This is a genomic window from Treponema sp. R8-4-B8, from assembly GCF_054786175.1.
This window is the reverse complement of the sequence record NZ_BDHE01000283.1, coordinates 1-551: the sequence shown is the minus strand read 5'-3', so window position 1 is coordinate 551 and position 551 is coordinate 1. Positions and strand designations below refer to the sequence as shown.

The 551-nt window shown below is 45.4% G+C and carries 1 protein-coding gene and 1 pseudogene; one reads left to right on the top strand and one right to left on the bottom strand.

The genetic code is table 11. The features are described from left to right. Positions 1-33: 33 nt before the first annotated feature. Positions 34-384 (top strand): annotated as a pseudogene (locus ACYVRA_RS08415) (AAA family ATPase); the annotation flags it as partial. Here ACYVRA_RS08415 and ACYVRA_RS08410 read toward each other — a convergent pair. After that, a complete protein-coding gene (locus ACYVRA_RS08410; protein WP_461252276.1) occupies positions 267-533 on the bottom strand; it encodes a hypothetical protein in 267 nt (88 codons plus the stop codon). The pseudogene ACYVRA_RS08415 and the gene ACYVRA_RS08410 sit on opposite strands and share 118 nt — an antisense overlap. Positions 534-551 lie beyond the last annotated feature (18 nt).

Genomic DNA, 551 nt, shown 5'->3' with positions numbered 1-551 from the left:
CGCATTGTGCAGGCTCTTCGCAAGGCAAAAAGCATGAACCCTTTGATTTTGCTGGATGAAATAGCTAAGATGTCCAAAGATTTCAGGGGAGACCCAGCGAGCGCAATTTTAGAGGTTTTGGATCCGGAAATAAACACCGAGTTCAACGATCATTTTATGGAAGTTGGCATAGACCTTTCCAGGGTATTTTTTGTTGCAACCGCAAATACCCCAGACGGCATTCCGTCTGCTTTGTACGACCGCATGGAAATAGTGCGCATACCTGGCTATTTGCATTTTGAAAAGGAACATATTGCAAGGGGCTTTTTAATCCCAAAAATTTTAAAGCAAAATTCTCTAACCGCAAAGCAATTCAAGGTTTCGGATTCCTCTATAAATGGAATTTTAAGAGAATACACGCGAGAGGCAGGTGTTAGGGAATTGGAGAGAAAGCTGGATCTGGCAGGTTCATCGTTTCTTGTGGAAAGAGCTTTCATGGATGCAAAGCCTGCAAGCCCAATGGGGCAAACCGCTTCTTCCGTGCCGCCGGCAATGGCAATGTCTGCCCTGCC